This window comes from Caulobacter sp. GW821-FHT12F03, assembly GCF_058806855.1.
Genome location: NZ_JBXAQC010000006.1, coordinates 32,168 through 57,182, shown reverse-complemented (window position 1 = coordinate 57,182; position 25,015 = coordinate 32,168). Strand labels below are relative to the sequence as shown.

Below are 25,015 nucleotides of genomic sequence, written 5' to 3'. Positions count from 1 at the left end.
CCTACTTCACGTTGCCGCAGAAGCGCTGGATCCGGCCGCAGGCGTCCTCGAGGATGTCCTCGCTGGTCGCGTAGCTGATGCGGAAATAGGGCGACAGGCCGAAGGCCGCGCCGTGCACCACGGCCACGCCCTCGCTCTCCAGCAGCTCTGTGGCGAAGTCCTCGTCGGACTCGATGACCTTGCCGCTCGGCGCGGTCTTGCCGATCAGGCCGGCCACCGACGGATAGACGTAGAAGGCGCCTTCCGGGGTCGGGCAGTGGATGCCCTGGGCCTGGTTGAGCATCGACACGACCAGGTCGCGGCGCGTCTGGAACAGCCGGGCGTTCGGCTTGATGAAGTCCTGCGGGCCGTTCAGCGCCTCGACCGCCGCCCACTGGCTGATCGACGAGGGGTTGGACGTGGTCTGGCTGATCATCTTGCCCATGGCCTTGATCAGCTCGACCGGACCGGCCGCGTAGCCAATGCGCCAGCCGGTCATGGCGTAGGCCTTCGACACGCCGTTCATCGTCAGGGTGCGGTCGTAGAGCTTCGGCTCGATCTGGGCGATGGTGGTGAATTCAAAGTCGTCGAACACCAGGTGCTCGTACATGTCGTCGGTCAGCACCCAGACCTGCGGATGGCGCAGCAGCACATCGGCGATCGCCTGCAGGTCGGCGCGGGTGTAGGCGCCGCCGGTCGGGTTGGACGGGCTGTTGAGGATCAGCCAGCGGGTGCGCGGCGTGATGGCCGCTTCCAGGGCCTTCGGATCGAGCTTGAAGTTGGTTTCGACCGTGGTCTCGACGGTCACCGGTTCGCCGCCGGCGAGCAGGACCATGTCCGGATAGGACACCCAGTAGGGCGCCGGGATGATCACCTCGTCGCCGGGGTTCAGCGTGGCCATCAGGGCGTTGAAGATCACCGGCTTGCCGCCCGGCGCCACATGCACCTGGGCCGGGGTGTAGGTCAGGCCATTCTCGCGGGCGAACTTGGCGCAGATGGCCGCCTTCAGCTCGGGCATGCCGTCGGGGTCGGTGTACTTGGTCTTGCCGGCGCGGATCGCGGCGATGGCCGCGTCCTTGATATTGTCGGGGGTGTCGAAGTCCGGTTCGCCCGCCGACAGGGCGATCACGTCGCGGCCGGCGGCCTTGAGGGCGCGGGCCTTGGCGCTGATGGCGATGGTGGCGGACGGCGCGATGCGCCGCAGGGCTTGGGACTCGATCGACATGGTTCTTCGGGGCTCCCCGGACTCGGAGTGTCAGGATTGCCCGGGGTCATAGACGCGCGCGTGCTGCGGCGCAACGAAACGGCGGCCGGTAAGGGCGGATCAGGCGCTTTCGACGGCCCGTTCGACGCCGAGCCGGCGTCCCAGATCGCGCCACAGGCCGGCGACCTCGCGGGCGGCGGTCGAATTGGGCTCCCATTCTCCCGCCGAGACGCCATGGGCGATGGCCGCCTGGTAGACGGCGCGCGCCCGCAGGCCGACGCCGGCCAGCGGCAGGCCGCAGAAGCGCAACGCCTCGATCGCCCGCAGCACCGCGGGCGGCTCGACGCCCTTGCGGCTCGGCGGGGCCTGGTTGAGCACCACCACGCCGGAGCGGCCGAGCCGACGCACGGCCTCCGACGAGCGGACGACGGAGGCGACGTCGAGGAAATTCGGCCGGCTGACCAGCACGCAGAGATCGGCGAGGTTCATCGCCATGGCCACCTCGGCCTCCGGCGTCGAGGGCGTGTCGATGACCAGCAGGTCGACGCCTTCGCGGCTGGCCGCCATGTGCAGCTGGAACAGCTTGCCGGCGGCGGTCTCGACCACGGAGGGCCCCGGCCGGGTCCGCGCCTTCAGGGCGTCGGTGGCGGAGCGCTGCGGGTCGATGTCGGCCAGCAGGACCCGCGCCCCGGACGCGTAGGCCGCGAGGGCCAGGTTCACCGCCACCGTGGTCTTGCCCACGCCGCCCTTGCGGGATGTCACCACTATCGTCTTCATCGCACCCGATCGCCCCGATCGATCAATGTTCTGTTAACCCGATTGCCCCCGCATTGAGTAAGGTCAATGCACGACACCCCCCGAATTGGGCTCCAGGCCCGTCTGGACCATATTTGTGCGTTTTTGCGTCGTTCAGGTGACGCTCCGCGAGGCGCGACCGCGGCCTGATCGTGCTTGACCCCCGGGGTGTGATCGGCGAGGCCTTGGCGATGAAGCGCGCCTTCCAGTTTCTGATGAACATGGACGCCAAGGCCTGGCGGACCGTCGTCGTGGCCTTCCTGCTGTTCGGCGGGGTCGGCGTGGTGTTTCTGTTCGCCGCGCCGTTGCTGGGCCTGAACAGCGAGACCACGGTCGAACAGTGGCTCGGCGCCGCGCACGGTCCGTGGGCCCTGCCGGTGGCCGTCAGCGCGTTCGCCGTGCTGGCCTTCATCGGCGTGCCGCAGTTCGTGCTGATCGCCGCCGCGGTCGTCGCCTTCGGGCCCTGGACGGGCCTCGCCTACAGCTGGATCGGAACCCTGTTCTCCTCGACCATCGGCTTCTGGCTGGGCCGGGCGTTCGGCGGGCGGCTGATCCGCGACGTCGCCAGCGAGGGCGTGGCGCGGTTCATGAAGCTGATCGGCCGCAACGGCTTCATGGCCAGCCTGATCGTGCGGCTGGTGCCGGCGGCGCCGTTCATCGTCGTCAACATGGCCGCCGGCGTGGCCCCGATGCGGTTCCGCGACTTCTTCGGCGGCACGGCCATCGGCATCATCCCGAAGATCGCCCTGACCGCCTTCGCCGGCAACTCGATGGTCCAGGTGCTGCGCGGCGGCGGGCTGCAGCACATCGTGCTGATCGTCCTGGCGGCGGTCATCTGGGTCGGCGGCGCCTGGGTGGCCCGATCGTGGCTTCGGCGGCGCGAGGATGACGCCGAACGGGAAGACGCCGGCCGCTGATTGTAACCCGGGTGTCAATCTTACGGCCGTGATCCGCTACCACGGCCGGTAACAAGACGACCCGGGAGGAAACCATGCGCCGACTGTTCGCCGTTCTGACGGCTTCGCTGATGCTGGCCGGCCCGGCGGCCGCCGCCGAGGCGCCGTCCGCCGCCACCGGCAAGGCCCAGGCGGCGCTGAAGAAGTCCCTGCCGTTCGAGGATCGCCAGGACTTCGACTTCGCCACCCGCGGCTTCATGGGCAGTCTGGCCGACCCGGTCATCCGCCGCGCCGACGGCGTCGTGGCCTGGGACCTGTCGGCCTACGACTTCCTCAAGGGGGAGGCGCCCGACACGGTGAACCCCAGCCTGTGGCGGCAGGCGCAGCTGCTGTCGAAGAGCGGGCTGTTCCAGGTCAGCGACACCATCTGGCAGGTGCGCGGCTTCGACGTGTCGAACATCACCTTCATCAAGGGCCAGACCGGCTGGATCGTCATCGATCCCCTGACCACGGCCGAGGTGGCGAAGGCCGCCTACGCCCTGGTGACCGAAAAGCTCGGCGCCCGGCCGATCGTGGCGGTCATCTACACCCACAGTCACACCGACCACTTCGGCGGGGTGAAGGGCATCGTCAGCCAGGCTGACGTCGACGCGGGCCGGGTGCAGATCATCGCGCCCAAGGGCTTCCTCGAGGAGGCGGTCAGCGAGAACGTCATCGCCGGCGTGGCCATGAGCCGCCGGGCGACCTTCCAGTTCGGCTACGGCCTGACGCCGGGCGTCGACGGCCAGGTCAGCTCCGGCATCGGCAAGGGCATCTCCAAGGGCACGGTGACGCTGATCGCCCCAACGGTGAACATCGACCACACGGGCCAGGTGCTGACGGTCGACGGCGTGAAGATGGAGTTCCAGATCACGCCGGGCACCGAGGCGCCGGCCGAGATGAACCTGTTCTTCCCCGACCTGCGCGTGCTGTGCATGGCCGAGAACGCCAACGCCACCATGCACAATGTGCTGACGCCGCGCGGGGCGCTGGTCCGCGACGCCAGGGCCTGGGCCGGCTACCTGTCGGAGTCGCTGGCGCTCTACGGTCCGCGCACCGACGTGATGTTCACCAGCCACGGCTGGCCGCGGTTCGGCGGGGAGGTCGTGCGCGGCTACCTGGCCGATCACCGCGACGCCTACAAATACCTGCACGACCAGACCGTGCGGCTGATGAACCAGGGCTATGTCGCCGACGAGATCGCCAACCGCATCGCCCTGCCGCCGGTGCTGGCGCGCGAGTGGTTCAACCGCGGCTACTACGGGACCATGAGCTTCAACAGCCGGGCGGTCTATCAGCGCTACATGGGCTGGTACGACGCCAACCCCGTGCATCTGGCGACCCTGCCGCCCGCCGACGAGGCGGCGCGCTATGTCGAGGCCATGGGCGGCGCCGACAAGGTCCGGGCCCTGGCCCAGGCGGCCCACGACAAGGGCGACTACCGCTGGGCGGCGATCCTGCTGAACAACATCGTCCTGTCGGCGCCGACCGACACGGCGGCGAAGGAGGCCCTGGCGCGCGCCTACGACCAGATGGGCTACCAGGCCGAGAGCGCCCTGTGGCGCAACATGTACCTGACCGGCGCCGACGAACTGCGCAACGGCATCAAGGCCACCCCGGCGGCCGGGTCGAGCGACATGATCGCCAACCTGCCGTCGCCGATGATCTTCGACCTGCTGGCCGTGCGGCTGGATCCGGCCAAGGCCGGCGACAGCGAGCTGCGCATCCTGTTCGTGTTCACCGACCGGGGCGAGCGCTACCTCGTCCAGGTCCGGCACGGGGTCCTGACGGCCGAGGCGGCGGCGGACGACGCGAAGGCCGACGCCACCCTGACCCTGCCGCGCGCCCTGCTGATGCAGTCGCTGTTCACCGGCGCCCCGCTAGCGCCGAAGGTGGCGTCGGGCGAGGCCAAGGTGTCGGGCAATCCGTTCGCCCTGCAGAAGCTGGTCGGCTGGTTCGACAAGCCGGCCGGCGGCTTCCCGATCGTTACGCGCCCGGAGTAGGTCGTCCTCAGACGGAAAGTTCTTGCGCCGGCGCGGCTTCGAGCGCGCTCCGGCGCAAGACTGTTGCTTGAATCGCGGGATTCCGGTATTCGTCAGGCATGCAACGTGATCGCGCCGATCTGCTTCTACTCGCGCTGGGGCTTAGCCGCCCCTGGGCGTCCGCCTGACCGCACGACCGCGGCCTGGCGCTCAGGGGCTTTTTTGATCCGCACCCTGATCCCGGCATTCGACCTTTGCAGAGACGTTACATGACCGCCCCCGTATCCGCCGCCTCGCGCGACCGCGTCATCATCTTCGACACCACCATGCGCGACGGCGAGCAATCGCCCGGCGCCTCCATGAGCCACGACGAGAAGCTCGAGCTGGCCAAGATCCTCGAGGAGATGGGCGTCGACGTCATCGAGGCCGGCTTCCCGATCGCCTCCAACGGCGACTTCGAGGCCGTCCGCGCCATCTCGCGGATCGTCACCGAAAGCACGGTCTGCGGCCTGGCCCGCGCCGCCGCCGTCGACATCGACCGCTGCGCCGAGGCGATCAAGCCCGCCGCGCGCGGCCGCATCCACACCTTCATCTCCACCAGCCCGGTGCACATGAAGTGGAAGCTGCAGATGGAGCCGGACGCCGTGCTGGAGGCCGTCACCGCCTCCGTCGGCCGGGCCCGCAACCTGTGCGGCGACGTCGAATGGTCGGCCGAGGACGCCACCCGTACGGAGCGCGACTTCCTGCTGCGCTGCGTGGAGGCGGCGATCCGCGCCGGGGCCTCGACGATCAACCTGCCCGACACCGTCGGCTACAGCTTCCCCGAAGAGTACGCCGCCATGTTCCGGGACGTGATCACCAACGTGCCCGGCGCCGACAAGGTGGTCTTCTCGGCCCACTGCCACAACGACCTGGGCCTGGCCGTGGCCAACTCGATCGCCGCCCTGCAGGGCGGGGCCCGCCAGGTCGAGTGCGCCATCAACGGCATCGGCGAGCGCGCCGGCAACGCGGCGCTGGAAGAGATCGTCATGGCCCTGAAGGTCCGCGGCGAGACCCTGGGCTTTGACAGCGAGGTGGACCCGATCCACATCACCCGCGCCAGCCGCTACGTCTCGGCCATCACCGGGTTCCCGGTGCAGTTCAACAAGGCCATCGTCGGCAAGAACGCCTTCGCGCACGAGAGCGGCATCCACCAGGACGGCATGCTCAAGAACGCCGAGACCTACGAGATCATGAAGCCGGAGGACGTGGGGCAGGGCGCCACCAACCTGGTCATGGGCAAGCACTCAGGTCGTCATGCGTTCCGCGAGAAGCTGAAGGCGCTGGGCTACGACCTGGGCCAGAACGCCCTGAACGAGGCCTTCGTCCGCTTCAAGGAACTGGCCGACAAGAAGAAGCACGTCTTCGACGATGACCTGATCGCCCTGGTCGACGACGCCCTGGCGCGCGGCTCCGAACGCATCCGCGTCGTGCACCTGCGCGTCGTGGCCGGCACCGAGGGCCAGTCGGCCGAGCTGACCCTGGCCGTCGACGACGTCGAGAAGAGCGCCCAGGCCAGCGGCGACGGTCCGGTCGACGCGGTGTTCAACGCCATCCACGAGATCGTGCCGCACAAGGCCGCCCTGCGGCTGTTCCAGGTGCACGCGGTGACCGAAGGCACGGACGCCCAGGCCCAGGTGTCGGTGCGTCTGGAAGAGGACGGCCGCATCGCCACCGGCGCGGCGGCGGATACCGATACGCTCACCGCCAGCGCCAAGGCCTATGTCAACGCGCTCAACAACCTCTTTTCCCGCAAGGAAAAGGGCAAGCCCGACACGGCGATCGCGAGCGGCTTCTAGCCCCGCTCCATGCTCTGGATTCCCATTACCGTCGCGGCCGCCGGCTTTCAGGTCGCGCGGAACGCGGCGCAGCGCAGCCTGCTGACCGGGGCCGGGCCGTGGGGCGCGACCCTGGTGCGGTTCCTGTTCGGCCTGCCGTTCAGCATCCTGTTCTCGGCCGTGGTCCTGCTGCTGACGCCGTCGGACCTGCGGGTCACGCCGGTGACCCTGGCCTGGGCGGCGCTCGGCGGGGCGATGCAGCTGGGGGCCACGGCGGCGCTGCTGACCGCGATGCATCGCTCGAGCTTCGCGCTGGGCACCGCGTTCCAGCAGAGCGGCCTGCCGTTCGCGGCGCTGCTGGGGCTGCTGGTGTTTCACGATCATCTGAGCCTGCCGGGGTGGGGCGGGGTGCTGCTGGCCTCGGCCGGTCTGGTGGTGCTGTCCTGGCCGCGAACGGGCGAGCCGGTGCGCGACTGGAGCGCGGCGGGCCTCGGGACCCTGTCGGGGTTCTGCTTCGCTGTCTCGGCCAACGCCTTCCGCCAGAGCGCCCTGGCGCTCGACCCGGTCCATCACATCCCCGCCGCCCTGGTCACCGTGGCGATCGTCCAGGCGATGCAGTCGGCCGGACTGACGCTGTGGATGGCCATGCGGGACCGACCCTCGCTGCGCTCGGCGCTGGGATCCTGGCGCGTGTCGCTGGGGGCCGGCCTGTTCGGAGCCCTGGCCTCGGCCGGCTGGTTCACCGCCCTGGCCCTGTCGCCGGCCGGTCCGGTGCGCGCGGTGGGGGTGGTCGAAATGCCGCTGGCGGCGCTGGCCGGACGCCGGCTTTTCGCCGAACAGGTGACGTTGCGCCAATGGCTGGCGGGCGGCGTAACGGCGGTCGGGGTGATCCTCGCGGCGTTCGGTTAAGACGCCGCCGCAATAGACCTTGAAATCAACACGTTCGCGGTGCACACGGCGTGTCGTCAGCTTGCCCTGCCACCCGGCGATGCTGCGTCCGGAGGGCGCGTTCGCGGATTGGTGCAAGGCTTGCAGGCCCTGCCTCGCCCGTCCCAAAAGCTCTCAGACTCAAGGCTCTGAATGTTCGGCTCACTCTTCGGCGCCATCTCGAATGACATCGCCATCGACCTCGGCACCGCCAACACCCTCATCTACATGAAGGGCAAGGGCATCGTGCTGAACGAGCCGAGCGTTGTGGCGCTTCGCAATGTCGGCGGCCGCAAGATCGTGCACGCCGTCGGCATCGAGGCCAAGCAGATGCTGGGCCGCACGCCGGGCCACATGGAAGCCATCCGTCCGATGCGCGACGGGGTCATCGCCGACTTCGAAGTCGCCGAGGAAATGATCAAGCACTTCATCCGCAAGGTTCATAACCGCAAGGGCTTCGTGAACCCCAAGGTCATCGTCTGCGTGCCGTCCGGCGCCACCGCGGTCGAGCGCCGCGCGATCAACGACTCCTGCCTCAACGCCTCGGCCCGCCGCGTCGGCCTGATCGACGAACCGATGGCCGCGGCCATCGGCGCCGGCCTGCCGATCCATGAGCCGACCGGCTCGATGGTCGTCGACATCGGCGGCGGCACCACCGAGGTGGCCGTGCTGTCCCTCTCGGGCATCGTCTATTCGCGCAGCGTGCGCGTCGGCGGCGACAAGATGGACGAGGCGATCATCAGCTACATGCGCCGCCACCATAACCTGCTGATCGGCGAGACCACCGCCGAGCGGATCAAGAAGGAAATCGGCACCGCCCGCGCGCCGGCCGACGGCGAAGGCCTGTCGATCGACGTCAAGGGTCGCGACCTGATGCAGGGCGTTCCCCGCGAGGTGCGCATTTCGGAGAAGCAGGCGGCCGACGCCCTGGCCGAACCTGTGAACCAGATCGTCGAGGCCGTGAAGGTCGCGCTGGAAGCCACGCCGCCGGAACTGGCCAGCGACATCGCCGACAAGGGCATCATGCTGACCGGCGGCGGCGCGCTGCTGCGCGGGCTCGACGCCGAGATCCGCGACCACACCGGCCTGCCGGTGACGGTGGCCGATGACCCGCTGTCCTGCGTCGCGCTCGGCTGTGGCAAGGTTCTTGAACACCCGAAGTGGATGAAGGGCGTGCTGGAAAGCACTCTCGCGTAACATCAGCATATGAGTCGGGGCCGGGGGTGGCCCTGACGGAGACATCGGGTGGCTCTGCGTCAGGATTCGTTCGGCGAATTGAAGGTTCCGCTGACCTGGATGGCAGTGGTGGCCCTGATCGTCTGCGCCGTCGTGGGCGTCTCGATTTTGCTCAGCGACCGTCGCGAAACGTTCCAGACTGAAGCCTACGGCGCGGCGCGCCAGGCCGTGGACACGGTGTCGGCCCCCGTCGGCGGCGCGGTCGCCGCGCCCGGCCGCTGGACCGGCGACCTGCTCGGATGGCTGCGCAGCTACGTCGCCGTCGCCCACGAAAACCGCCGCCTGCACAAGGTGATCGTCGGCCTGCAGACGCAGGCGGACGAAGCCGTGCGTCTGCGCGACGAGAACGAACGCCTGCGGGCCATGCTCGGGGTGCAGACCGATCCACCGATCCCGATGGTCACCGCCCGTGTTGTCACGGACTCGCGCGGCCCGTTCGCCAACGCCCGCCTGGCCAACGCCGGGGCCAACGCCGGCGTGGTGGTCGGCTTCCCGGTGCTCAGCGAGCGCGGCCTGGTCGGCCGGGTGGTCGGGGTGTCGGGCAGCGCCAGCCGCGTGCTGCTGCTGACCGATGTGGCCTCGCGCACCCCGGTGATGATCGACCGCAGCAACGCCCGCGCCATTCTGACCGGCGACGGCGGCCCCAATCCGAAACTCGAATACCTGCGCGGCCGCGACGCGGTGCACCAGGGCGACCGGGTGCTGACCAGCGGCGACGGCGGCGTGCTGCCGCGCGGCCTGCCGGTCGGCCGGGCGGTCAAGGGCCTCGACGGCCGCTGGCGCGTGGTGCTCGACGCCGACGCCGGCGCGATCGACTGGGTCCGCATCCTCAAGTTCAAGGACTATTCGCAGCTGGCCGACCAGGCCGCCCTGGCCCAGACCCATCTGCCACCGGTGATCACCGAGAACCCTGACGAGCGCATCATCGGCGCCCCGGCGCCGGCGCCGAAGCCCGCGACGCCCCCGGCGACCCCGTCTGCGACCGCCGCGCCGCCGCCGAAGCCCGCCACGGCGCCGGCGGCGAAGCCCGTCACACCGCCCGCGACCGCGGCGCCGAAGCCCGCCGCCGCGGCGAGGCCCGCTCAATGAGCTTCTCGGCCGCCCGGCCGCTTGACCCCTGGCGCTGGATCGGCGTGCCGGCCCTGCTCTGCATCGGCGCGACCATCCTGCTGGCGGCCCCGATCCAGCTGTTCGGCCTGCGCCTGCCCGAGCCGGTCTTTCCGATGGTCTGCGCCTTCGGCTGGGCGGTGATCCGGCCCTCGATCCTGGCGCCGGTGGTGCTGTTGCTGATGGGCCTGTTTCTCGACCTCTACTGGGGCGGCGCGCTCGGGCTGTGGGCCGTGTCCCTGCTGCTGGCCTATGCGGTGACCCTTGCCATGCGCAACATGATGACCGGCCAGAGCCGGCCGATGATGTGGGCCTGGTACGCCGGCATGACGCTGGCGGCCCTGACCGCCGGCTACCTGATCACCATGCTCGACGTGAAGGCCGCGCCCAGCATCGTCGGCGTGATCTGGCAGTTCCTCGCCACCGCCATCCTCTATCCGTTCGCCCACCGGCTGATCGACCGCTTCGAAGACGCGGACGTGAGGTTCCGATGAGCGAACCGACAATCTTCTTCAGCGAGGTCAACGAGAAGCAGGGCGCCTTTACCCGGCGTGCGTTCCTCATGGGCGGCCTGACCGGCGCCGGCCTGCTGGCCCTGACCGGCCGGCTGGTGCACCTGCAGATCGTCGAGGCGCAGCGCTACCAGAAGCTCGCCCAGTCCAACCAGTTCAACTTCCGCCTCGTGCCTCCGCCGCGCGGCCTGATCCTCGATCGCAACGGCGTGACCCTGGCCTCCAACCGGCCCAACTTCCGCCTGCTCGTCTCGCGTGAGACGGACATGGACGTGGAGAAGACGGTCGACGACATCGCCACCCTGGTCGCCATCGATCCCAAGAAGCGCGACCGGCTGATCAAGGACATCAAGCGCGCGCCGAAGAAGGCGCCGGTCCAGGTCATGGAGGACATGAGCTGGGAGGAGTTCTCGCGCATCAACGTCCGCGCGCCGGAGCTCGCCGGCGTCACCGCCGACATGGGCGAGGTGCGGGTCTATCCCTACGGCGGCGCCTTCGCCCACGTCATCGGCTATGTGGCGCGGGTCAACGACAAGGATATCGATGCGGCCAAGAAGGCCGGCATCAGCCCTGACCCGCTGCTCTACAATCCCGGCTTCCGCATCGGCCGGCAGGGGGTGGAGAAGGCCTTCGACGTCGAACTGCGCGGCAAGGCCGGGGCGCAGAAGCAGGAGGTCGACTCGCGCGGCCGCGTCGTGCGCCAGGATCCGGGCGGCGACATTCCCGCCACGCCGGGCAAGGAAATCCGCCTGACCCTGGACGCCGACATCCAGAACCGCGCCCTCGAGGTGATGGGCGAGGAGAGCGGCGCCATCGTGGTGATGGACTGCCGCACCGGCGACCTGCTGTGCATGGCCTCGACGCCCAGCTTCGACGCCAACCGCTTCGTCAAGGGGCTCGCCGGGCCGGAATACCGCGCGCTGGCGCAGTACGAACGCAAGCCGCTGCTCGACAAGGCCATGAGCGGCACCTACCCGCCGGGCTCGACCTTCAAGCCGATGGTGGCGCTGGCCGCGCTGTCGGCGGGGGTCAACCCCGAGGTCCGCGTCAACTGCGGCGGCAGCTGGGACTTCGGCGGCCGGACCTGGCACTGCTGGGGCCGGCACGGGTCGCAGAACATGCACGACGCGATCAAGAACTCCTGCGACATCTATTTCTACCAGACGGCGCTGAAGGTCGGACCCGATCCGATCGCCGCCGCGGCTCACGCCTTTGGCCTCGGCGGCACCTTCGACATCGGCATTCCGGGCCAGAAGAAGGGCATCGTTGGCTCCACCGAGTGGAAGCGGAAGGCCAATCGCAATCCGGCCAACCGGACCTGGTTTCCGGGCGACACCGTCAACTACGGCATCGGTCAGGGCCTGATCGCGGTGAACCCGCTGCAGTCGGCGGTGATGACCGCCCGCCTCGCCAACGGCAAGAAGGCCCTCAATCCGCGCCTGATCAAGTCGGTCGGCGGGGTGGACCAGCCGCACGGCGACGCCGTGCCGGACCTGCCGTATTCCAAGGAGCTGCTCGACTATGTCCGCGGCGGCATGATCGCCGTGGCCAACGACACCTCGGGCACCGCCTATCGCCAGAGCCAGCTGGGCCTGGGCGACATCCTCATGGCCGGCAAGACCGGCACGGCCCAGGTGCGGGTGTTCAAGACCGGCGAGTCGCGCAAGAGCGCCGGCGTCCGCTGGTCCCTGAAAGACCACAACTGGTTCATCGCCTTCGCCCCGATCGACGATCCGCGCTACGCCATCTCGGTGCTGATCGAGCACGGCGGCCTGGGCGGCGCCACGGCCGCCGCGCCGCGCGCCCGCGAGGTCATGCGCGTGGCCCTGCTCAAGGACCCGGAACTGCGCGCGCGGATCGAAAAGCCGCTGCCGATGCCCGAGATCGACCCCAACGCGCCGGTCGAGGGCGCCGCGCCGCTGCCCGCCGATGTCGGCCCCCCGCCGCCCACGCCGCCTGGAACGCTCCCATGACCCTCAGCGGCGGCCTCACCCGTCCCGGCGAACGCGATCGGCTGATCGTCAAGTTCACCGAGATCGACTGGACCTTCTGCCTGATCCTCTGCCTCATCGCGGGGGCGGGCGGGATGATGATGTTCTCGGCCGCCGAGTCCTCGTGGATGCCGTGGGCGGCGCCGCACCTGATCCGCTTCGCCGTGTTCTTCGTGATGATGATTGTGCTGGCCATGGTCGACCTGCGCGTCTGGTTCGCGGCGGCCTATCCGGTCTACGTCATGGCGCTGATCCTGCTGGTCGGCGTCGATCTCGTCGGCGACAGCGCCAAGGGCGCGCAGCGCTGGCTGGAGCTGGGGCCGCTTCGCTTCCAGCCGTCCGAGGTGATGAAGATCGGCATCGTGCTGGCGCTGGCGCGGTTCTACCACGGCATCTCCGCCGACAACGCCCGCTTGAGCTGGTGGCTGCTGGTGCCGGTGGCGATGATCGGCGCGCCGACCCTGCTGGTGGCGCTGCAGCCCGACCTCGGCACCGCGATCCTGATCGCGGCGACGGGGCTGGCGATCATGATCCTGGCCGGCCTGTCCTGGCGCGTCATCGGGGCCGGCGTCGTGCTCGGCGTCGGCGCGGCGATCCCGTTCGTGATGTTCGTGCTGCACGACTACCAGCGTCAGCGGATCCTGACCTTCCTGCACCCGGAGAACGATCCGAAGGGCGCCGGCTATCACATCCTGCAGTCCAAGATCGCGCTCGGCGCCGGCGGGCTGCTGGGCAAGGGCTATGGTCTCGGCAGTCAGAGCCAGCTGGACTTCCTGCCCGAGAAACACACCGACTTCATGTTCGCCACCCTGGCCGAGGAGTTCGGCTTCGCCGGCTGCTTCTCGATCCTGTTCCTCTACGGGGCGATCATCTTCATGGCCCTGCGGATGGCCTCGGTCAGCCACAGCCACTTCGGCCGCCTGTCCGCCGCCGGCGTGACCGCGACCTTCGCCCTCTACGTCCTGATCAACGGCGCCATGGTCATGGGTCTGGCCCCGGTGGTGGGCGTGCCGATGCCGCTGCTCAGCTACGGCGGCACCGTCATGATGACGGTGATGATCGGGTTCGGGCTGGTGCAGTCGGTGCGAGTGCACAGGTATTCTGAAGTCACCAGCGGGCGTGGCTCGTTGATGTAGCCGCTGGCTTTGGCGCCTATTTATGCGACCTATGCGCGTGTATGAGGGGCTAGGGATTAGGGACTAGGGGCTAGATGGCGCCCGTAACGTCTTACAAGGATCTCGTTGTCTGGCGGCGGGCCATGGACCTGGCGGAAGAGGTCTATCGTTTGTCCCGGCTGCTGCCCCAGGCCGAGCAGTATCGACTGACAAGCCAGGTTCTGCGATCGGTCGTCTCGGTGCCGGCAAATATCGCGGAAGGACATGCGCGGTCGGGTCCACGCGAATTTCTGAAATTCCTGAGTATCGCCGGTGGCTCGCTGGCCGAGACAGAAACGCTCCTGGTGCTCGCTGTGCGGACCGGCCTGCTTCCGGCGGAGCGAGCGTCGACGGCTATGGCGCTGTCGGACGAGGTCGGGAGAATGCTCGGCTCCCTGAAACGCAGATTGAAGAGCACGCTTCCAGCCAAACGCTCTGCCTAGCCCCTAGCCCCTAGCCCCTAGCCCCTAGTCCCTAGCCCCTGGCCCCTGGCCCCTGGCCCCTGGCCCCTGGCCCCTGGCCCCTGGCCCCTGGCCCCTGGCCCCTGGCCCCTACCTAAGCCGCGCCGCCTCGTCCGTCGCGCGGATCAGGGCATCGATGACGCCCGGCTCGGTCGAGGCGTGGCCGGCGTCCCAGATGATGTTGAAGCGGCTCTCGGGCCAGGCCTTGTGCAGCGCCCAGGCGCTTTCCAGCGGCGTGACCACGTCGAAGCGACCCTGAACGATCCAGCCGGGAATCTTGCGGATCTTCTCGACCTGCTTCAGCAGCCAGCCGTCCTCGGGGAAGAAGCCCTTGTTGGCGAAGAAGTGGCATTCGATGCGGGCGAAGGCGATGGCGAAATCGACCTCGTTGAACTTCGGCGGGCGGGCTTCCGGGCCGCGGATCGACAGGGTGTCGCCCTCCCACTGGCTCCAGGCGGCGGCGGCTTCGGCCTGCACCTTGCGGTCGGAGTGGACCAGCCGCTTGTGATAGGCGGCGATCATATCGTGCCGCTCGCCCTTGGGGATCGGCCCGACGAACCGCTCCCAGGCGTCGGGGAACAGGAACGACGCCCCGTCCTGGTAGAACCACTTCAGCTCGCGCTGGGTCAGCAGGAACACGCCGCGCAGCACCAGGGCCTCGACGCGCTCGGGATGGGTGATGGCGTAGGCCAGCGCCAGGGTCGATCCCCAGGAGCCGCCGAACACGGTCCACTTCTCGACGCCCAGATGCTCGCGCAGCCGCTCGATGTCCTCGATCAGCGACCAGGTGGTGTTGTCCTCGAGGCTGGCGTTGGGCCGACTCTTGCCGCAACCGCGCTGGTCGAACAGCGCCACGCGCCACTTCGCCGGGTCGAAGAACCGCCGCATGGTCGGGTTGATCGCGCCGCCGGGGCCGCCGTGCAGCACGACCGCCGCCTTGCCCTTCGGGTTGCCGCATTCCTCGTAGTACAGCTCGTGCGGCCCGCCCGTCGGCAGCCAGCCGATGTTGTAGGCCTCGACCTCGGGATACAGGCTCCGGCGCGAGCTGGAATGACCGGGGGAGGACGGAGACGCTGAACGATCCATACGGCTGTTCTAGCGCCGCGGAGGCGCCGGGGCCAATGACAAACGAGCCCCGACACGTTGCGTGGTTCGACATGCGCCCGGCGGGCGCTGCTCACCATGACCTGCCCTGGCGTACGTCATCCTGGGTTGGCGCGAAGCGCCGTGTCGAAGGTCGCACTACAGCGGAAACCGCCGCCCCAGCCAGTCGAGGATCAGCCGGTTCACCTGCTCGGGCTCCTCCTGCTGGGTCCAGTGGCCGGAGCCCAGCACCAGCTGCTTTTCCAGGTCTGGGATCAGGTTTTCCATGCCGTCGGCGGAGGAGGGCGGCAGGACCGCGTCCTTCTCGGCCATGATCATCAGGCTGGGCTGGCGCACGCGGTACTCGAGGTTCGCCGACTGCTCCCAGTTGCGGGTGAAGTTGCGGTACCAGTTGATGCCGCCGGTGAAGCCCGTGCGCTCGAAGGTCTCGACGAAGGCCTCGAACTCCTCGTCGGTGAGAAAGAAGGGCCGGGGGTCGACCGCCGGGTCGTAGGCCGCGATGGCGTCGACCATGGCGAACAGCGACGGATCGCCCTCCTTGCGTTCCGAGGCGAAGCCCTGGGACGCGCCCGGCATGTCGATGGGCCGGCGCAGGAACATGTCCATCACCTTGCGAGCGTCGGCGTTGAGCACGGCGTCGGCCTCGCCCGGCGTCTGGAAGTGGACGATGTACATCCGGTCGCCCATCCGTTTGCGCATGATGGCGATGGGGTCGACCGGCGAGCGGGCGTTGAACGGCGTGTTCAGGCCGATGACCCCGGCGACCCGGTCGGGATGGCGGATGGCCATGTGCCAGACGATGATGCCGCCCCAGTCGTGGCCGACGAAGATGGCCTTCTGGATGCCCTTCTGGTCGAGCAGGGCGATCAGGTCGGCGCAGAGGTTTTCGAGATCGTAGCTCAGGACGTCGGCCGGCTGGTCGGTCAGGCCGTAGCCGCGCTGGTCGGGCGCGATGACCCAGCGGCCCGCCTCCGACAGCGCCTTCAACTGATGGCGCCAGGAGAAGGCCAGCTCCGGGAAGCCGTGGCAGAAGACCAGCGGCACGCCCTGACCCTCGGGGCCGGCTTCGTAGTAGGCCATGCGGATGCCGTTGACGTCGGCGTACTGCACGGGCGGCATCATGGCGTTGAGAGCGGACATCTGGCGTTTCCCCATCTGTTTTTCCCGACCCTGACGGGTGGTCGTCGGGGAAGGCAAGGGGAGGGAGACAATCGGAATGCATCGCATTAAACACGCTCCACCTTGAACCCTTCGCCCGCACCTTCCCGCCCGTCCGCCACGCCCTGGGGCCTGGTCTTCCTGCTCGGATCGCTGACGGCGTTCGCGCCGATGTCGATCGACATGTACCTGCCGGCCTTTCCGTCGATCGGGGCGGCCCTGCACGCCAGCGCCAGCCAGCAGCAGGCGACCCTGGCGGTGTTCCTGTTCGGCATGGCCATCGGCCAGTTCCTCTACGGGCCGGCGTCGGACCGTTTCGGGCGTCGCATTCCGATCCTCGTCGGCGTCGTGGTCTATGTCGCCGCCTCGATCGCCTGCGCCCTGGCGCGGGGACCGGAGTGGCTGATCGCGGCGCGCTTTGTCCAGGCGCTGGGCGGCTGCGCCGGGGCCGTGGTGGCGCGGGCCGTGGTCCGCGACCTGTTCGACCACACCGAGACGGCGCGCATGCTGTCGCTGCTGACCCTGATCATGGGCCTGGCCCCCATCCTCGCGCCGATGTCGGGCGCGGTGGTGCTGCAGGCGCTGGGCTGGCGGGCGATCTTCTGGGTGCTGGCCGCATTCGGCACGCTCTGCGGCCTGGCCGTGTTCTTCCGACTGCGCGAGAGCCGGTCCGAGGCCACCGCGCTCCAGGCGCGGTCCGAAAGTCCGCTCAGGGCCTACGGCGCGCTGCTCTCCAACCGGCGACTGATCGGCTACTGCGTCGGCGGCGGGCTCAACGGCGCGCTGCTGTTCACCTACATCTCCTCGTCATCGGGCCTGATGATCGAGACCTACGGCTTCACCCCGTTCCTCTACACGATCGTGTTCGCCTGCAACGCCTTCGGCGTGATCGGGGCGGGCCAGGTCAACCGTATCCTCCTGCGCCGGATCTCGCCCGACCAGGTGCTGGCCCGCGCCAGTCTGGCGGCGCTCGGCTTCGGCGCGCTGCTGGTGCTGTCGGCCCTGACGGGGCTCGGCGGCAAATGGCTGGTGCTGCCGCTGCTGTTCGCCTGCCTCGCCAGCTACGGCCTGATGGCCGGCAACACCATGGCCGGGGCGCTGAACGTCGACCCCAGGCGGGCCGGCTCCACCTCGGCCCTGATGGGCGGCCTGTCGTTCGCGGCCGGGGCGTTCGCCTCCTGGCTCGGCGGCGTGCTGCACGACGGCACCGCCCGGCCGATGGCGGCGGTGATGATGGTCTGTCTGCTGGGCTCGAGCGCGGCGCTGTGGGGGTTGGCGCTGCCGAGGAAGAGCGCGGCGGCCTGACTTCGACGGCGCCTAGCCGCGATAGGCCGTCAGACGGGTCAAGGTCCCCGACCCACTACACTGCGGCCATAGCCACGACTCGACGCAAATTTTGACGGAAACACCGGGCACAGAGCCGCGTATGACGTAGGCGCTTGCCTTCGCTCCGTTCCACATCCGGGTCTCAATCCGCGATGTGCTGGCTCCGCGCGCTGGGCGCGCCTTGATCTCATTCAGGGATTCGTCCCTGATGACGATCAGTTCGTACGCGCTTCCCGAAGCGCTCCGAAACGAGAAGGCGTACCGCTCCATCTCGATCTGCGAGGACCTTTCGACCCCTTCGAGAACCGGACCGTCGCTCGTTCTGGTGATGCAGATCTCACCCACTCTGGCGGAGCAGGACGGCATATTCGCCGATCGAGCCATGATGACGGAGAGAACGGTCAACGAAATCGCCATCGCTGCGATCACTGTCAGAGTGACTGCCGTTCGCTTCATGTCTTGATCGCCTCGACTTGAGGAAGAGTGGAGCCGCCGCGTTTCGTCCGCAATGGCAAACCAGTCCCCTTAGGTCTGATCCACGCCGCGCGCGGCCCAGGCGAGAACGCCCCAGCCGATCAGGAAGCCGACCCCGCCCAGCGGCGTCGCGAACACCAGCCAGTGCGGCCCGCCGAGCGCCAGGGCGTAGAGCGATCCCGAGAACAGCACCGTCCCGCCGAGGAAGAAGGCCGGGGCGAACCGCGCCCGCCTCGCGCCGATGTTCATGAAGGTCGCGCAGGCGAAGGTCGCCATGGTGTGCATGAATTCGTAGGTCGCGCCGGTCTTCAGCCAGTCTTTCGCCACAGGGTCCGAAACCCCGTGCGCGGCGAAGGCGCCGATGGCCACGGCGGCGAATCCGCTGATCGCCGCCAGCGTCATCCAGGTGCGTCTCGTCCAGCCGGTCATGCTTTCCCCACCGTCACGGTTGCCTAGTCAGGTTGTCATCGTTCACTTTGGAGGCTGTAGGCCTGAAACGCTCCTGTGAGAAGCGACCGGCCGTTGGAGGAACAAGGCCATGGCGCTCACCAAAGGCGACGATTTCCCGATCCACCAGACGGCGGAGCCGGTCGCCTATTCGGGGACCGACCGGAACTTCTACGACCGGTATTTCTTCAACGGCTATCATCCGCAGGCCGGCGAGGACTTCTTCGCCGCCGCGTTCGGCGTCTATCCGCATCTGAACGTCGTCGACGCCGCTTTCGTGGTCGTGCGCAATGGCGTCGAGACGGCGCTGCACGCCAGCGGCTGGCTGGTCGACCGGCTGGACCTGAAGGTCGGGCCGGTGGCGATCGAGATCCTCGAGCCGCTGCACCGCCTCAAGCTCAGCGTCGACTCGCCCGAGCACGGCCTGAAGGCCGAGATCACCTTCGAGAGCCGCGCCCATCCGATCGAGGAGCCGCGCTTCGTCCGTCGCCAGGGCACGCGCACCTTCATGGACTACACCCGCCTGACCCAGAACGGCCACTACACCGGCTGGATCGAGCTGGACGGCGAGCGCCGCTCGGTCGACGGCTTCGTCGGCACCCGCGACCGGTCGTGGGGCGTGCGGCCCGTCGGCTTCCGCGACAGCCAGGAGGTGGTCCCGCCCTCGGCCCCGCAGTTCTACTGGCTGTGGTCGCCGTCGAGCTTCGACGATGGCAGCTTCTTCTTCCACAGCAACGAGGACGCGACCGGGCGGCCGTGGAACACCCGGGCCGTCTGGACGCCGGACGGCTCGACCGAAGAGCAGATGCATCACCTGAACGGCGCCGCCGCCATTGAGTGGAAGAGCAACTCCCGCCACGCCAGGAGCGCGGTCGTGACCCTGACCGACGACTACGGCAAGCCGGCCGGGTCGGTGGCCTTCCAGCCGATCTACGAGTTCCAGATGATGGGCCTCGGCTATACCCATCCGACCTGGGGCCACGGCCAGCTGCACGGCCAGCTGACGGTCGAGCGGGAGGACATCAAACTGTCGGAGGCCGACCCGACCCTGCCGTTCAACCTGCATGTCCAGGCGCTGTCGGACGTGGTCTATACCGACGCCGCCGGCAAGGTGCGCAAGGGCCGGGGCGTGCTCGAGCAGCTGGTCATCGGCCCGCATGGCCCGTCGGGCTTCACCGGCATCATGGACATGGCCAAGTGACACTGCAGGACCAGCTCGAAGCCTATCTGACCCGCATCTGGGAGACGCCCGCGCGGGTCACGACCATCGCCCGCATTCCGGGCGGGGCGAGCCGCGAGACCTATCGCTTCGACGTCGAGGTCAACGGCGGGACGCGCGGCCTGATCCTGCGCCGCGACCCGGTGGGCAGCCTGATCGACACCGAGCGGAAGCTGGAGTTCCTCGCCTTCCGCTCGTTCTTCGGCTGTGGCCTGCCGGTGCCTGAAGCGGTGGCGCTGGAAGAGGAGGGCGCCGAACTCGAGCGGCCGTTCTTCATCATGGGCCGCATCGACGGCGGCAAGGCGCAGAGCCCGTTCACCGTCGCCCCCTACGGCGAGCACGCACGGGCCATCGGCGAGCAGTTCTTCGGCCACCTCGGCCAGATCGCGGCCGCCGACCCGGCGACCCTGCCGATCGCCGAGGCCGCCACGGCCCCGGCGCTGGACGCCTGCTGGAAGAAGGAACTCGACTACTGGGAAGGCGTCATCGACGCCGACGAGGAGCATCCGCAGCCGATCGTGCGCGCCTGCATCCGCCGCCTGCGCGCCAGCCCGCCGCCGCCGGCCCAGAAGCTGTCGGTGGTGCACGGCGACTACCGGACCGGCAACTTCATGCACGACGGCGCCGGCAAGGTCATCGCCCTGCTGGACTGGGAGATGGCCCACATCGGCGATCCGCTGGAGGACCTCGGCTGGGCCATGGAGCCGCTCTGGTGCTACGGCGAGACCGACCGGGTCTCGGGCATGGTTCCGCGCGAGGAAGCCATCGCCATCTGGGAACGGGCCAGCGGCCTCAAGGTCGATCCGGCCGCCCTGGCCTGGTGGGACCTGTTCGCCTCGGTCAAGGGCCAGGCCATCTGGACCTCTTCGGCCAAGGAGTTCCGCGCCGGCGGCTTCAGGGATCCCGTGCTCGGCCTGTCGGGCTGGTACACGGCGCGCCAGCAGGACCTGGTGCTGGCCAACCGGCTCGCCGCGCTGGAGGCGCTCGCATGACCCCGACCGTTCCCGAACTGCTGCAGGGCAACTTCATCGCCCTGATGGAGCCGCCGCCGCCGGAGTCGACGGGCGACTTCCTGCAGAGCCGCGTGGCCGTCACCGGCATGATCAGCCTGCTCTGCGCCCAGGAAGCCGAACGCGGCATCGCCGCCCGGGTGTGGGAAAACGGCGCCATCCGCGAACTTCTGGCCCGCTCGGCGCCGACCTATGGCGCCGCGTTCGCCGAGGCCGCCGCGGGCGAGGACGGCGATCTGTCGCTGACCGCCCTGGACGCGGCCAACGCCGCCCTGCGCCGCGCGCTGATCGCGCTGCATATCGCCGTGGAGAACGCCCGCGACGCCGCTCTGGATACCGTCATCCGGGGGCTCTACGTTCAGATGGCCGAGGCGCGTCGCCTCGACCTGCCGCCTCTGCCCGCGAGTTGACCATGCGCACCCTCGTCGCCCTGACCGCCGGACTGACGTTGCTGACGGCGGGGGGCGCCGGGGCGGCCGGGGTGAAGAGCTTCCGGGACTGGTCGGCGGTCTGCGACAACCGCAACACCTGCGTGGCCTTCACCTATGCGCCTGACGACGCCGACGTCGCCTGGCTGCGGCTGGAACGCGCGGGCGACGCCGGCGCGCCGGTCGCGATTGTCATCGCCATCTACGCCGAGGATGACCCCGAGGTCGGCGGCGGCCCCTGGGCCCTGACCATCGACGGGAAGCCCGTCGCCGGGCTGGGCGTCCTGTCGCCGGTGCAGGACGGCACGGGCTTCTGGCGCGCCGAGGTTCCGGTGGCGGCCGGCCGCGCCCTGGCGCTCGCCGCGCGGGACGGATCGACCCTGTCGATCGCCCGCAAGGGCAAGCCGCCGATGACCCTGTCGCTGTCCGGCGGCGCGGCGACCATGCTGTGGATCGACGACCAGCAACACCGGATCGGCTCGCCGACTGCGCTCGGTCGCGGGACGGGAGCGCCGACCGCCATCGTGGTCCCGCCGGCCCCGGTGATCACCGCCGGCGCGGCGGTTTCGCAGACCGGCCTTCCAACGGCCGTCCCCGCCCCGGTGATGAAGCTCGTCGGCGACTGCGAGGACATGGAGGACCGCGCGGTCGAGCCGCTGATCGCCCGGCTGTCGCCCGGCGTCGTGCTCTACGCGCCGGTCTGCAGTCTCGGGGCCTACAACGCCGTCCACAGCCTGATCCTGGCCGACGAGGCGGGGCGCAATCCCCGTCTGATCAGTCTGCCGCTGCCGGCCGGCCTCGAGCAGACGAGCATCAGCGACCCGATGAACCTCGACTACGACCCCGACACCCGCATTCTCGGCAGCTTCGCCAAGGGCAGGGGCCTCGGCGACTGCGGCGACGAGGTCCAGTGGATCTGGGACGGCAAGGCCTTCCAGGTGCTGTCGATGCGGCTGATGCCCGATTGCCGGGGCGTGCCCGGCGACGACTGGCCGGTCCTGTTCCAGGCGGCGGTTCGCTAAACGGGCCCGACTCTGCTAGCGCGGGGCATGTCACGCGCCACCCTGCTCGGCCTGTTCTACTGCTCGATCTTCATCGGCACCGGGGCGAGCCTGCCCTACATGCCGGTCTGGTTCCGCGCCCATGGCCTCAGCGGGCTGCAGATCGGCGTGATCCTGTCGGCGCCGATGCTGGCGCGGGTGATCATCGCCCCGGCGCTGGCGGTCTGGGCCGACGGCTTCCGCATCCGCCGCACGCCGATGATCCTGCTCGGCGCGGCCTGCGGCGCCAGCTATGGCCTGATCGGCCTGGTCAGCGGCTTCGGGCCCTGGCTGGTGTTCTGGCTGGCGGCCTCCAGCTTCCTGTCCACCATCATCCCGCTGGGCGATGTGCTGACCATGCGCCGGGCGCGGACGGAGGGCTTCAACTACGGCCTGCCGCGCGGCATCGGCTCGATGGCCTTCGTCGTCGCCAACATCGGCATGGGCGCGCTGATCGCGCGGCTTGGGCCGGACATCGTCATCCCCTGGATCTGCGCCGCCGGCCTGTCGGTGGCCCTGGCCGCGCGTTTCCTGCTGCCGCCCGATCCGGTGCATGAGACGGGCGAGCGGCCCGGCCGGCGGGACCGCTGGCGCGGCGTGTCGGACCTGATGCGCAACCGGCCGTTCCTGCTGGCGGTCGGCTCGACGGCGCTGATCCAGGCGACCCACGCCTTCTACTACGCCTTCTCGGCGTTGCTGTGGAAAGCCCAGGGCGTGCCCGCGACGGTGGTCGGCCTGCTGTGGGCCACCGGCGTGGCCGCCGAGATCGCCTTCATGTGGTTCTGCGAGCCCCTGCGGCGAAGGCTCGGCCCCGAGCGGCTGGTGATCCTCGGCGGGGTCGCGGCCGCGGTCCGCTGGACGGCCTTCGCCTTCACCCCGCCGGTCTGGCTGCTGTTTCCTCTGCAGACCCTGCACGCCCTCAGTTTCGCGGCGGTGTTCATGGGCTCGCTGCAGCTCATCGAGCGCAACGCCCCGGCCCACAGCGCCTCGGCGGCCCAGACCATCAGCTCGGCCGTGTCCGGCGGCCTGATCATCGGGCTTGCGACCCTCGCCAGCGGCCGTCTCTATGACGTGGCCGGCGCGCGGGGCTATCTCGGCATGTCGGGGCTGGCGCTGGTCGGACTGATCGGCGCCTGGCGGCTCGCGGTGGCCGGGCGGAAGGCGAGGGCGGCGGCATGAGGCGATGGGGCGTTCTGCTGGGCCTGATGGCCCTGACAGCCTGCGCGCCGCGGGGCGACGATCCCCTGGCCCGCGAGGTCGGCGGCCTGCGCGGCGCGCTCATGGTCCCGGTCGCCGACGGTTATGTCCGCAACGGCGCCGGGGCGACGATCCGTCTGAAGGACGGGCGGCTGTTTCATCTCGTCACCCGCCATCGCAAGAAGGCCGGGGTGTCGATCGACCACTGGCCGGCCGACATCGCGGTGATGACCTCGGGCGACGACGGCCGGACCTGGACCCGCCCGCGCACCCTGTTCCATGGCCCGGGGCCCAGCGCCGTGCAGCCGGCGCTGGCGCGTCTGGCCTCGGGCGAACTCGGCGTCAGCTACAGCCGCATCACCGACGGCGCGGTCGCCGACAAGGTGTTCCGCTGGTCGAGGGACGAGGGAAAGACCTGGTCCGATCCGGTCCCGGTCTGCCCGCCGATCGCCTACTGCACCAGCGCTCACGACCGCCTGACGGTGCTCGCGAGCGGCCGGCTGGTGATCCCGTTGCACGTCAAGCTGAGCGTCAATCCCGAGCAGGACGCCACCCGCGTCGCCCGGTCCGACGACAACGGCCGCAGCTGGAAGGTGTCAGACCAGACCATCAACGTGCCGGTGATGATCCCCGGCTACCGCGCGCCGAAGGGCATGTCGGTGCTGCCGAGCTTCTGGGAGGCCAGTATCGTCGAGCGCCTCGACGGCTCGCTGCTGATGCTGGGCCGCACCCTTGCCGGCGGCCTGTACGCCACGACCTCGACCGATCGGGGAGAGCACTGGACAGCGCCGGCGCCGACAACCCTCGTCACCGGGGCCTCGCCGGGCGAGGCGGTGCGGCTGCCCGGGCCGGACGGAACCTTGATGGTTATCTGGAACCGCTGTTGTCTGGGGCCGAAAAGCGCCCAGTTCGGCCGGCGGCTCACGCTGTCCTCGGCGGTCAGCCACGACGGCGGCCTGACCTGGGGCGGCGTCCGCGACCTGGAGGCCATCGCGCCGGTCGGGCGGGTCGAGTATCCGGCGATCCTGATCTCCAACGGCAAGGTCTACGTCACCTATCGGGTGCTGGGCCGGTCGCTGCCGCCGGGAGGCTCGCAGGAGTACCTGGCGGTGCTGCCGGTCGACTGGTTCGACGTCGAGGCGACGTTCCATCAGCCTGAGGCCGCCGCCACGGCGCGGTGACGCGCGGATGATGACCAAAACTTCATGCCCCCGGCGGTTGAAGCGCGGCGAGTCCTGACGGATAACGTCGCTATCCGGGGTCGGGGGACGGGCCGTGCAGGCTCTGCTCGAAATCATCGCCGCGCTTGTCTTGTGGGGCGCCTCCGTGGTCCTCGCCCAGTTCGGGGTCGAGGCCGACTTCGCGCGGCCCGTCGCCCCGGTTTCGGCCCCCGCAAATCCGGACCGGCGCGCCGCCCCGACGCCGCGCGAAACGCCCGCGACCTGCCCCGGCCAGGGGGTCAGACGGACCCCGGTTCACGTTGTTTGAGCCTGCGCGACCGTCCGTCACGGG

Annotated in this window: 23 protein-coding genes; 18 read left to right on the top strand and 5 right to left on the bottom strand. The window is 69.5% G+C overall.

Translation table 11 applies throughout. The annotated features are described in order from the left end of the window. Position 1: 1 nt before the first annotated feature. Both AC1RN0_RS14280 and AC1RN0_RS14275 read right to left on the bottom strand, forming a co-directional pair. Positions 2-1,204 (bottom strand): pyridoxal phosphate-dependent aminotransferase, encoded by a 1,203-nt coding sequence (locus AC1RN0_RS14280; protein ID WP_492788122.1) that lies wholly within the window; start codon positions 1,202-1,204, stop codon positions 2-4. Between the two features lie 99 nt (positions 1,205-1,303). Then, on the bottom strand, positions 1,304-1,948 hold the full coding sequence (locus tag AC1RN0_RS14275) for a nucleotide-binding protein (protein WP_492788121.1): 645 nt from the start codon (positions 1,946-1,948) through the stop codon (positions 1,304-1,306). Positions 1,949-2,169: 221 nt separating this feature from the next. On the opposite strand from AC1RN0_RS14275, the gene AC1RN0_RS14270 reads away from it, so the two are divergent. The 10 genes from AC1RN0_RS14270 to AC1RN0_RS14225 all read left to right on the top strand — a co-directional run bounded on the left by AC1RN0_RS14270 (position 2,170) and on the right by AC1RN0_RS14225 (position 14,082). Next, positions 2,170-2,895, top strand: coding sequence for a TVP38/TMEM64 family protein (locus AC1RN0_RS14270; RefSeq protein ID WP_492788120.1), 726 nt, complete (start codon positions 2,170-2,172; stop codon positions 2,893-2,895). 74 nt (positions 2,896-2,969) lie between these two features. Beyond that, positions 2,970-4,916 carry an alkyl/aryl-sulfatase gene (locus tag AC1RN0_RS14265; RefSeq protein WP_492788119.1) on the top strand — a complete coding sequence of 649 codons (1,947 nt, stop codon included), beginning with the start codon at positions 2,970-2,972 and terminating at the stop codon, positions 4,914-4,916. A gap of 248 nt (positions 4,917-5,164) precedes the next feature. Then, positions 5,165-6,733, top strand: a complete 1,569-nt coding sequence (locus AC1RN0_RS14260; protein WP_492788118.1) for a 2-isopropylmalate synthase — start codon at positions 5,165-5,167, stop codon at positions 6,731-6,733. Positions 6,734-6,742: 9 nt separating this feature from the next. Next, positions 6,743-7,621 (top strand): DMT family transporter, encoded by an 879-nt coding sequence (locus AC1RN0_RS14255; RefSeq protein WP_492788117.1) that lies wholly within the window; start codon positions 6,743-6,745, stop codon positions 7,619-7,621. Positions 7,622-7,792: 171 nt separating this feature from the next. Next, entirely contained in the window at positions 7,793-8,836 is a 1,044-nt protein-coding gene (locus AC1RN0_RS14250; RefSeq protein ID WP_492788116.1) for a rod shape-determining protein, read from the top strand. Positions 8,837-8,884: 48 nt separating this feature from the next. Then, positions 8,885-9,964, top strand: coding sequence for a rod shape-determining protein MreC (gene mreC / locus AC1RN0_RS14245; protein WP_492788115.1), 1,080 nt, complete (start codon positions 8,885-8,887; stop codon positions 9,962-9,964). Further along, complete coding sequence (locus AC1RN0_RS14240) at positions 9,961-10,476, top strand: hypothetical protein (RefSeq protein WP_492788114.1); 516 nt, start codon at positions 9,961-9,963, stop codon at positions 10,474-10,476. Before mreC ends, AC1RN0_RS14240 begins: the two co-directional genes overlap by 4 nt. Further along, positions 10,473-12,467 (top strand): penicillin-binding protein 2, encoded by a 1,995-nt coding sequence (gene mrdA, locus AC1RN0_RS14235; RefSeq protein ID WP_492788113.1) that lies wholly within the window; start codon positions 10,473-10,475, stop codon positions 12,465-12,467. Before AC1RN0_RS14240 ends, mrdA begins: the two co-directional genes overlap by 4 nt. Beyond that, positions 12,464-13,621 (top strand): rod shape-determining protein RodA, encoded by a 1,158-nt coding sequence (rodA, locus tag AC1RN0_RS14230; RefSeq protein ID WP_492788112.1) that lies wholly within the window; start codon positions 12,464-12,466, stop codon positions 13,619-13,621. Before mrdA ends, rodA begins: the two co-directional genes overlap by 4 nt. A 74-nt stretch (positions 13,622-13,695) precedes the next feature. Then, entirely contained in the window at positions 13,696-14,082 is a 387-nt protein-coding gene (locus AC1RN0_RS14225) for a four helix bundle protein (RefSeq protein ID WP_492788111.1), read from the top strand. A gap of 108 nt (positions 14,083-14,190) precedes the next feature. On the opposite strand, the gene pip is transcribed toward AC1RN0_RS14225, so the two are convergent. Together pip and AC1RN0_RS14215 are read right to left on the bottom strand one after the other, a co-directional pair. Continuing rightward, on the bottom strand, positions 14,191-15,186 hold the full coding sequence (pip, locus tag AC1RN0_RS14220; RefSeq protein WP_492788110.1) for a prolyl aminopeptidase: 996 nt from the start codon (positions 15,184-15,186) through the stop codon (positions 14,191-14,193). A gap of 156 nt (positions 15,187-15,342) precedes the next feature. Then, positions 15,343-16,344, bottom strand: a complete 1,002-nt coding sequence (locus AC1RN0_RS14215; protein WP_492788109.1) for an alpha/beta fold hydrolase — start codon at positions 16,342-16,344, stop codon at positions 15,343-15,345. A 102-nt stretch (positions 16,345-16,446) separates the two neighbouring features. On the opposite strand from AC1RN0_RS14215, the gene AC1RN0_RS14210 reads away from it, so the two are divergent. Together AC1RN0_RS14210 and AC1RN0_RS14205 are read left to right on the top strand one after the other, a co-directional pair. Beyond that, positions 16,447-17,667, top strand: coding sequence for a multidrug effflux MFS transporter (locus AC1RN0_RS14210; RefSeq protein WP_492788108.1), 1,221 nt, complete (start codon positions 16,447-16,449; stop codon positions 17,665-17,667). A gap of 229 nt (positions 17,668-17,896) precedes the next feature. After that, positions 17,897-18,151 (top strand): hypothetical protein, encoded by a 255-nt coding sequence (locus tag AC1RN0_RS14205; RefSeq protein WP_492788107.1) that lies wholly within the window; start codon positions 17,897-17,899, stop codon positions 18,149-18,151. Between the two features lie 62 nt (positions 18,152-18,213). Here AC1RN0_RS14205 and AC1RN0_RS14200 read toward each other — a convergent pair whose 3' ends face one another. After that, complete coding sequence (locus tag AC1RN0_RS14200) at positions 18,214-18,591, bottom strand: DUF423 domain-containing protein (RefSeq protein WP_492788106.1); 378 nt, start codon at positions 18,589-18,591, stop codon at positions 18,214-18,216. 109 nt (positions 18,592-18,700) lie between these two features. Here AC1RN0_RS14200 and AC1RN0_RS14195 point away from each other — a divergent pair, with 109 nt between their 5' ends. The 6 genes from AC1RN0_RS14195 to AC1RN0_RS14170 are packed head-to-tail and all read left to right on the top strand — an operon-like array spanning position 18,701 to position 24,684. Beyond that, complete coding sequence (locus AC1RN0_RS14195) at positions 18,701-19,810, top strand: Rv3169 family protein (protein ID WP_492788105.1); 1,110 nt, start codon at positions 18,701-18,703, stop codon at positions 19,808-19,810. Next, a complete protein-coding gene (locus AC1RN0_RS14190) occupies positions 19,807-20,820 on the top strand; it encodes a phosphotransferase family protein (RefSeq protein WP_492788104.1) in 1,014 nt (337 codons plus the stop codon). Before AC1RN0_RS14195 ends, AC1RN0_RS14190 begins: the two co-directional genes overlap by 4 nt. Further along, positions 20,817-21,248 carry a hypothetical protein gene (locus AC1RN0_RS14185; protein WP_492788103.1) on the top strand — a complete coding sequence of 144 codons (432 nt, stop codon included), beginning with the start codon at positions 20,817-20,819 and terminating at the stop codon, positions 21,246-21,248. The genes AC1RN0_RS14190 and AC1RN0_RS14185 overlap by 4 nt, the downstream gene beginning before the upstream one ends. A 2-nt stretch (positions 21,249-21,250) precedes the next feature. Then, a complete protein-coding gene (locus AC1RN0_RS14180; RefSeq protein ID WP_492788102.1) occupies positions 21,251-22,288 on the top strand; it encodes a DUF1176 domain-containing protein in 1,038 nt (345 codons plus the stop codon). A gap of 27 nt (positions 22,289-22,315) precedes the next feature. Further along, positions 22,316-23,485: an MFS transporter gene (locus AC1RN0_RS14175; protein WP_492788101.1), complete on the top strand. Its 1,170-nt coding sequence runs from the start codon at positions 22,316-22,318 to the stop codon at positions 23,483-23,485. After that, positions 23,482-24,684, top strand: a complete 1,203-nt coding sequence (locus AC1RN0_RS14170) for a sialidase family protein (RefSeq protein WP_492788100.1) — start codon at positions 23,482-23,484, stop codon at positions 24,682-24,684. The genes AC1RN0_RS14175 and AC1RN0_RS14170 overlap by 4 nt, the downstream gene beginning before the upstream one ends. Positions 24,685-25,015 lie beyond the last annotated feature (331 nt).